We start from the raw sequence: 1802 nt of genomic DNA on the forward strand, positions 1-1802 counted from the left end.
CTGGATCCAACGTGGAGCGAAGCCATGTACCGGATTGCCAAGCAGCAGCAGGTCACGATCAATACGCTGATGCAGAGCGTGTGGGGCGTTATTTTGCAGAAATATAATAACAATGAGGATGTTGTATTCGGTAGTGTGGTATCTGGACGTCCGACGGATATTGCGGGTGTAGAGCATATGATCGGTCTGTTCATTAATACGATCCCGGTGCGGATTCAAAGTGAACGGAATGCCACTTTTGTGGAAGTTATGCGGAAAACACAGGAGCAGGCATTGGCCTCGGGAGCATACGACAGCTTCCCGCTGTATGAAATTCAGGCGCTGACCGAGCAGAAGCAGCATCTGATCAACCACATTATGGTATTTGAAAATTATCCGGTAGAGGAGCAAGTCGAGCAGCTAGGCGAAGTTCGTCCGTCTGCATTTGAAATTACGAATGTAGAGGTGGTTGAGCAGACGAACTATGATCTGGACTTGATTGTGATGCCAGATGAAAGCTTCCGCATCATGTTCAGATATAACGCAAATGTGTACGACCGAGCTACGATCGAGCGGATGCAGGGACATGTACTGCATGTGATCGAGCAGATTATTGACAATCCACATATCCGTGTGAATGAGCTGGAACTAGTGACAGCGGAAGAGCAAGCGCAAATCGTACAGGTATGGGGAGATACGGCAGCAGCCTATCCGCAGGATCAAACGCTAAGCAGTCTGTTTGAGCAGCAGGCCGCGAACACGCCAGAGCAAGTCGCGGTACTGTGTGGTGAAGAGTCGTTGACCTACCGTGAGCTGAACGAGCGAGCCAACCGTCTCGCACGCACCTTGCGTGCGGAAGGGGTTGAACCGGATCAGCCTGTGGGCATTCTGGTCCACCGCTCACTGGACATGATCGTAGGTATCTATGCGATCCTCAAGGCCGGCGGAGCCTATGTGCCGATCGATCCGGAATATCCGGCTGATCGCATCCGCTTCATGCTGGAGGACTCAGGCGCGAAGCTGGTGCTGACACAATCACATCTGGCGGAGCAAGCATCGCTGAGTTTCGATGGCCAGGTGCTGGTGCTGGACCGTCAGGAGCAGGATGGCAAGGACATTTATCACGAAGATGGCTCGAATCTGGAGCCACTGGCCGGACCGCACCATGTCGCGTACGTCATCTACACGTCCGGTTCCACGGGAAAACCGAAGGGCGTGATGGTAGAGCACCATTCCGTGCTGAACCGGATTTTGTGGATGCATGATCGCTACGGCTTGAGCGCGGAAGATACGATCCTGCAAAAGACCGCCTTCACCTTCGACGTGTCGGTGTGGGAGCTGTTCTGGTGGTCGATGGTCGGCTCGAAGGTAAGCCTGTTGTCCGTGGGCGAGGAAAAGAACCCGGAAGACATCGTGGATACGATTGCCCGCGACGGTGTGACCACGATGCACTTCGTGCCAGCCATGCTGCATGCATTCCTGGAGTATGTGGAGCAGCAGCCACGGGAAGTGATGCAAGCGAAGCTGGCAACGCTGCGCCATGTTTTTGCCAGCGGCGAAGCATTGCCGCCACAGCATGTGGCGCGGTTCCAGCGGCTCGTGTCGAGCCTTGCCGGAGCGAAGCTGGTCAACCTGTATGGTCCAACCGAAGCGACGGTGGACGTCTCGTACTTCGATTGCGAGCCGGATGAGGAATATGCGGTGATCCCGATCGGGAAACCGATTCAGAATATCCGTCTGTACATCGTGAAGGAAGGCACGGAGCAATTGCAGCCGATTGGGGTTGCAGGGGAGCTGTGCATCGGCGGTGTCGGCGTAGCCCG

1 pseudogene and 1 other annotated feature (1 of these 2 cut by a window edge) are annotated in these 1802 nt (G+C 54.9%); the pseudogene reads left to right on the forward strand.

The features are described 5' to 3' along the window. Positions 1-24: 24 nt before the first annotated feature. Positions 25-1743: pseudogene (locus ACQQ6X_RS18875) on the forward strand (non-ribosomal peptide synthetase); the annotation flags it as partial. After that, positions 1744-1802: a sequence feature (16S ribosomal RNA rRNA prediction is too short), on the reverse strand; it runs 297 nt beyond the window's last position.

The sequence above is a fragment of the Paenibacillus ottowii genome (assembly GCF_050516475.1).
GTDB lineage: Bacteria > Bacillota > Bacilli > Paenibacillales > Paenibacillaceae > Paenibacillus > Paenibacillus ottowii.